This window comes from Devosia sp. (assembly GCF_034675085.1).
GTDB lineage: Bacteria > Pseudomonadota > Alphaproteobacteria > Rhizobiales > Devosiaceae > Devosia.
Genome location: NZ_JAUCDN010000192.1, coordinates 1 through 6658 on the forward strand (window position 1 = coordinate 1; position 6658 = coordinate 6658).

At 62.2% G+C, this 6658-nt stretch carries 3 protein-coding genes, 1 pseudogene and 1 riboswitch; of the genes and pseudogenes, 3 read left to right on the forward strand and 1 reads right to left on the reverse strand.

The window, feature by feature from the left end:
• The 3 genes and pseudogenes from VDP82_RS12255 to metE all read left to right on the forward strand — a co-directional run.
• Positions 1-1263, forward strand: a pseudogene (locus VDP82_RS12255) (ribonucleotide-diphosphate reductase subunit alpha); the annotation flags it as partial.
• A 10-nt stretch (positions 1264-1273) separates the two neighbouring features.
• Positions 1274-2248 carry a class 1b ribonucleoside-diphosphate reductase subunit beta gene (gene nrdF, locus VDP82_RS12260; protein WP_323015132.1) on the forward strand — a complete coding sequence of 325 codons (975 nt, stop codon included), beginning with the start codon at positions 1274-1276 and terminating at the stop codon, positions 2246-2248.
• A 120-nt stretch (positions 2249-2368) separates the two neighbouring features.
• Positions 2369-2561, forward strand: a riboswitch (cobalamin riboswitch).
• 164 nt (positions 2562-2725) lie between these two features.
• Positions 2726-4978 (forward strand): 5-methyltetrahydropteroyltriglutamate--homocysteine S-methyltransferase, encoded by a 2253-nt coding sequence (gene metE, locus VDP82_RS12265; RefSeq protein ID WP_323015133.1) that lies wholly within the window; start codon positions 2726-2728, stop codon positions 4976-4978.
• A gap of 34 nt (positions 4979-5012) precedes the next feature.
• Here the strand turns inward: metE and VDP82_RS12270 are convergent, their stop codons facing one another.
• A complete protein-coding gene (locus tag VDP82_RS12270) occupies positions 5013-6326 on the reverse strand; it encodes an EAL domain-containing protein (protein ID WP_323015134.1) in 1314 nt (437 codons plus the stop codon).
• Between the last annotated feature and the right edge of the window lie 332 nt (positions 6327-6658).

Sequence of the window (6658 nt, forward strand, 5' to 3'; positions counted from 1 at the left end):
ATCACCTTCGAATTGGCCCGCAACAACGAGGATATGTACCTGTTCTCGCCCTATGACGTGGAACGCGTCTACGGCGTGCCGATGACCGAAATCTCGATTACGGAAAAATACCGCGAGATGGTCGAGGACAAGCGCATCAAGAAGAAGAAGATCAAGGCGCGCGAATTCTTCCAGGTGATCGCCGAAATCCAGTTCGAGTCCGGCTATCCCTACATCATGTTCGAGGACACGGTGAACCGCGCCAACCCCATTGCCGGGCGCATCACCATGAGCAATCTCTGCTCGGAAATCCTCCAGGTCAGCGATGCCAGCCTCTACAATGAGGACTTGAGCTACCAGCATCTGGGCAAGGATATTTCCTGCAATCTGGGCTCGCTCAACATTGCCGCGGCGATGGATTCGGCCGATTTCGGCCAGACCATCGAGACCTCGATCCGCGCGCTGACCGCCGTTTCGGACATGAGCAACATTTCCTCTGTCCCCTCGGTCGCCAGGGGCAATGCCGAAAGCCACGCCATCGGTCTGGGGCAGATGAATTTGCACGGTTATCTCGCCCGCGAGCGTATTTTCTACGGTTCGGAGGAAGGCGTTGATTTCACCAATATCTACTTCCTGACGGTGACCTATCACGCTGTCCGCGCGTCCAACCTCATCGCCACCGAGCGCGGCGAAACCTTCAAGGGCTTCGAGAACTCGAAATATGCCTCTGGCGAATATTTCGACAAATATACCGAAGCGGAATGGAAGCCTGCCACCGCGCGCGTGGCCGAACTGTTCGAGAAGGCCGGCATTGCCATTCCCACGCAAAAGGACTGGGCCGAGCTCAAGAAGAAGGTGATGAAGACCGGGCTCTACAACCAGAATTTGCAGGCCGTGCCGCCCACCGGCTCCATCTCCTATATCAACCACTCGACCTCATCGATCCACCCCATCGTCTCCAAGATCGAGATCCGCAAGGAAGGCAAGATCGGCCGCGTCTATTACCCGGCCGCTTTCATGACCAATGACAATCTCGAATATTATCAGGACGCCTATGAGATCGGCCCGGAAAAGATCATCGACACCTATGCGGCGGCGACCCAGCACGTCGATCAGGGCCTGTCGCTGACCCTGTTCTTCCGCGACACCGCCACTACGCGCGATATCAACAAGGCCCAGATCTACGCCTGGAAGAAGGGCATCAAGACCATCTACTACATCCGCCTGCGCCAGCTCGCCCTCGAAGGGACCGAGGTGCAGGGTTGCGTTTCCTGCGCGCTGTGAGGACCAAAAAATGAACGTTCACGTCAAGCCCCTGTCCCGCATCCGCGCCATCAACTGGAACCGTATCGAGGATGAAAAGGACCTCGAAGTGTGGAACCGACTGACCAGTAATTTCTGGCTGCCCGAAAAGGTGCCGTTGTCCAACGACATCCCCTCTTGGGCGACGCTTACCCCAGAGGAGCAGACGCTGACCATCCGCGTCTTCACCGGGCTGACCCTGCTCGACACCATCCAGAACGGGGTGGGTGCGGTGCGGTTGATGGAAGATGTGGCGACCCCGCATGAAGAGGCGGTGCTCTCCAATATCTCCTTCATGGAGGCGGTGCATGCCCGCTCCTACTCGTCCATTTTCTCCACCCTGTGCCTGACGCCGGACGTGGACGATGCCTATCGATGGTCGGAAGAAAACACCTTCCTCCAGCAGAAGGCGGCCCTCATCATGGCCCAATATGACAGCGGCGATTCACTCAGGAAGAAAGTCGCTTCGGTCTTCCTCGAAAGCTTTCTGTTCTATTCCGGCTTCTATCTGCCCATGTACTGGTCGAGCCGCGCCAAGCTGACCAATACTGCCGACCTCATCCGTCTTATCATCCGCGACGAGGCCGTGCATGGCTATTACATCGGCTACAAGTTCCAGCGTGAAATTGAGCATTTTCCGGAAGAAAAGCGCCAGGAAATCAAGGATTTCGCCTTCGACTTCCTGCTCGAACTCTACGACAACGAGGCGCGCTACACCGAAGAGCTCTATGATGGGGTGGGGCTGTCCGAGGACGTCAAGAAATTCCTCCACTACAATGCCAACAAGGCGCTGATGAACCTCGGCTATGAGGCGCTGTTCCCGCCCGAAGCCTGCAAGGTCAACGCGGCGATCCTCTCGGCCCTCTCGCCCAATGCCGACGAGAACCACGATTTCTTCTCGGGCTCGGGCTCGTCCTATGTCATCGGCAAGGCGATAGCGACCGAGGACGAGGACTGGAATTTCTAAAGCCATCGCCCGCGCTTTGTTCTGATGCCTCCCTGCTCCGGCCGGGAGGCATTTTTATGCGCCCCAGATATCATATAAAGAAATCTTTATATCTTGATTGACTTCTCTCCTGCCCTTGGGCATGGTGCCGCTGTCCATGGTCCCCGCGAGGGGATAACAGGGAATCCGGTGCGAGCCTCGGGCTCAAGTCCGGGGCTGCCCCCGCAACTGTCGGCGGAGACGGGTGCCCGCGATCCACTGGCCATAAGGCCGGGAAGGAGGGGCCCGGTTCGATCCGTGAGCCAGGAGACCTACCATGGAATTGAGCTTCACTTCGCGCTGATCGGGCGGATCGGCAAGAGGACCAGACCCATGACGAGCCTTCGTCACCGTTTCCGAATGCGTCGCTGACCTCGGGCAGAACCCGAGCCGTCGCCTCATCAGCTTTTTTCGCCTGCGCCTGTTCTGGCGCCGGGCAGCTTTGCATCGGAAATTTCCATGACCCGTTCCGCCAATCTCGGCTTTCCCCGCATCGGCCTTCACCGCGAGCTGAAGAAGGCGCTCGAATCCTACTGGAAGGGCGACAGCGACGCCGCCGCACTCCACGCCACCGCCGGCGCATTGCGCGCCCGCCATTGGGCCCTCCAGCACGAGGCCGGCATCGACATCATCCCCTCCAATGATTTCTCCCTTTACGACCACGTGCTCGATACCGCGGTGCTGGTCGGCGCCATCCCGCCGCGCTTTGCCGGCATCGCCGATCCCGACCAGCTTTATTTCGCCATGGCGCGCGGCACCGATGCTGCCCCGGCCATGGAGATGACCAAGTGGTTCGACACCAATTACCACTTCATCGTCCCCGAATTGCATGCGGGGCAGAATTTCAGCCTCACCCCCGACAAGCCCCTGGCCCATTATCGCGAGGCCAGGGCGCTGGGCCTGGCCACTCGCCCCGTCATTCTCGGCCCGGTCACCTTCCTCAGCCTGGCCAAGGCCAAGGATGATGGCCTCGACCCGCTCGACCTGCTCGATGGGCTGGTTCCGGTCTATGCCGATCTTTTCGCCCGGCTCGCCGCCGAGGGTGCCGAATGGGTGCAGGTGGACGAGCCGGTCCTGGCACTCGATCTGTCCGACGGGCAGAAGGCAGCCTTCGAGACCGCCTATGCCCGCCTGGGCAAGGCGGGCCCAAAGGTGCTTCTGACCACCTATTTCGGTGCCTTGCGCGACAATACAGGGCTGACTACCGCCCTGCCGGTGGCGGGGCTGCATATCGATCTCGTCCGCGCCCCTGAGCAGCTCGATGCCGTTTTGTCTGCCCTGCCTGCCGACAAGATCCTCTCGGTCGGCGTGGTCGATGGCCGTAATATCTGGCGCACCGATCTCGATGCGGCCCTGGCGCTTGTCGGCCGGGCCTGGGACAGCATCGGCCCGGACCGGCTGGAGATTGCCCCATCCTGCTCGCTCCTGCACAGCCCCGTCGATCTCGATGCTGAAACCGGGCTTGACGCCGAGCTCAAATCTTGGCTGGCCTTCGCCCGGCAAAAGCTCGACGAGGTCGCCGCGCTGACCCTGGCCATGCAGCAGGGCAGGGGGGCGGCCAAGGCCGCGTTCGAGGCCAGCGCCGCTTCCATTGCCGCCCACAAGGCGTCTGCGCGCATCCACAAGCCGGCGGTTGTGGCTCGCGCCGCCCAATCCATCGCGCTGGACCGGGCCTCACCCTTTGCCACGCGCCGCCAGAGGCAGCGCGCCCGCTTCGGCCTGCCCGCCTATCCCACCACCACCATCGGCTCCTTCCCCCAGACCCGGGAAGTGCGCGAGGCTCGCGCAGCCTTCAGGAAAGGCGTGCTCGACCAGGCCGGATACGACGCCTTTCTGGAGGCGGAAACCGAAAAGGCCGTGCGCATCCAGGAAGAATTGGGGCTCGACGTGCTGGTGCATGGCGAGTTCGAGCGCAATGACATGGTGGAATATTTCGGCGAGCAACTCGATGGCTTCGCCTTCACCCGCAATGGCTGGGTGCAGTCCTATGGGTCGCGCTGCGTAAAGCCGCCGGTGATCTATGGCGACGTCTCCCGCCCGGCGCCGATGACGCTGCGCTGGTCCAGCTTTGCTGCGTCCCTCACCGACCGCCCGATGAAGGGCATGCTGACCGGCCCGGTGACCATCCTGCAATGGAGCTTCGTGCGCGTCGACCAGCCCCGTTCGCAAACCTGCCGCCAGATCGGCCTCGCCATCCGCGATGAGGTTCTGGACCTGGAAAAGGCCGGCATCGGCATCATCCAGATCGACGAGCCGGCGCTGCGCGAAGGCCTGCCGCTGCGCCAGGCCGACTGGGGCGCCTATCTGCGCTGGGCGGTGGATTGCTTCCGCCTTGCCGCGTCGGGGGTGGCCGACGACACCCAGATCCACACCCATATGTGCTATGCCGAGTTCAACGACATCATGCCCGCCATCGCCGAGATGGACGCGGACGTGATTTCCATCGAGACCTCGCGGTCGGACATGGAACTGCTTGAGGCCTTCAGCACCTTCAACTATCCCAACGAAATCGGCCCCGGCGTCTGGGACATCCATTCCCCGCGCGTGCCCGGCCAGGCCGATATGGAGGCGCTGATGCGCAAGGCTGCCGAAGGCATCCCGGCCGACCATCTCTGGGTCAATCCCGATTGTGGTCTCAAGACGCGGGCCTGGCCCGAGGTCAAGGCGTCGCTCGCCCATCTCGTGGCCACAGCAAGGGCGCTGCGGGCCTGATGCCGCGCGCCACCGGTCTTCCGGCGGCGCCGTCCTATGCGTCGGCGCTGCGGGCAATCGAGATGACGCCATTGGCCTCCGCTTCGATGCGCAGTTCGAAATCGGAAAGCGTCATCGGCCGGCCATAGAAATAGCCCTGGAACAGCGTGCAGCCCGCGCGGGCCAGAAGGCTGTGCTGCTCCATGGTTTCCACCCCTTCGGCCAGAACGTTGTGGCCCAGGTCGCGCCCGATGCGCACGACATTGGACACCAGCGAGGCGCTGCGCGACGTGCTCGCTGCGTCCTGCACGAAGCCGCGGTCGATCTTGAGCTGCTGGATAGGCAGCCGGCGCAGATAGGAGAGCGCGGAATAGCCGGTGCCGAAATCGTCGAGCGAGATGGTGATTCCCATCTCATGCAGGGCGTCGAGCTTGGCGATCACCAGGTCCATCTCGGTCACCAGCACGCTTTCGGTCAGCTCCAGGATCAGCCGGCGCGGATCGGCGCAGGTCGAGACCAGCGCCTCGCGCACCGTTTCCTCGAAATCCTCGTGCAGAAGCTGGCTGGCGCTGACATTGACCGAAAGCGTCAAATGGCGGAAATCGGGGTGCTTGCCCCAGGCCGCCAGCGTCTGGCAGCTCTTTTCCAGCACCCAGCCGCCAATGCCCACCATCAGCCCCGATTTTTCCGCCTGCGGAATGAATTCGGCCGGCGAGATTGGGCCGCGCTGCGGGCTTGTCCAGCGCAGCAGCGCTTCGGCGCCTATGGTGGTGCGGGCCAGGTCCACCTGCGGCTGGTAGACGAGGTGGAACTCGTCATTCCACAGGGCGGCGGCCAGGTCGCGGCTGAACTTGTCCTTGCGGCTGAATTCGGCTTGCATGGCATAGATGGCGCCGGCGAGCAGGCTCGTGGCCAGGATCGTATTGGCCCAGGTGCCGGCGCTCCGCACCGTGTCGGGCATCGGCACTGTGTATGGATTGTGCAGCGGCGCGCTGGCCAGCACCACGAAGCCGGCCAGGCAGAGCCCGATCAGCACCAGTTGGGCGCGCGTCTTTTCCCGTTGGTAATTGAGATAGCCCAGAGCGGCCACCACCAGCAGGTAGATATGGGTGACGCGGGGAGCGTCCGCCGTTGGTGGATCGAGCAGCAGGCCCATGGTGACGGCGATCGCCATCAGCGCAGCCTGTGCCGCCAGAAGGCCGAAGGCGAAATGGCCCTGTCGGATCAGCATATAGATGGAAAGTCCGCTGGCGATGATGGCCAGGTCCAGCGCCACCACGCCCCACCAGCCGATGGCCGCGAACACAACTGCCCAGCCCATGCCGATGCCGGCGATCACCAGCGATCCGTACCGATAGGCGACGACCATGCGTGTTGAATAGGGACTGGCCGATGCTGGTACGGGAATCGCTCGTGTCGGTTTCGCCATAGACGCTCCGGGCCCGGCGGTTGGCCGGCCATGGATGAACCATAGAACGGGTCGTGTTGAGCATGAATACTCTGCCCAATCAGGGGGCGCGTCAATTCCGTGCCCCTGCCCCCTCGGGATAGGGTAAGCGAAACCTTGTCCATGCCACCATGAAAGGCGCCCTCTGCCGGGCGCAAAAGCAGCAAATTGCAGAGATCGTGGAAAAATGGTGCTGCAAGAGAGGATTGAACTCTCGACCTCTCCCTTACCAAGGGAGTGCTCTACCACTGAGC

Bases quoted from the DNA above. Each gene is read 5' to 3' on its own strand.
- nrdF (WP_323015132.1), top strand. From the start codon at position 1,274: ATGAACGTTCACGTCAAGCCCCTGTCCCGCATCCGCGCCATCAACTGG.
- metE (WP_323015133.1), top strand. From the start codon at position 2,726: ATGACCCGTTCCGCCAATCTCGGCTTTCCCCGCATCGGCCTTCACCGC.
- VDP82_RS12270 (WP_323015134.1), bottom strand. From the start codon at position 6,326: ATGGTCGTCGCCTATCGGTACGGATCGCTGGTGATCGCCGGCATCGGC.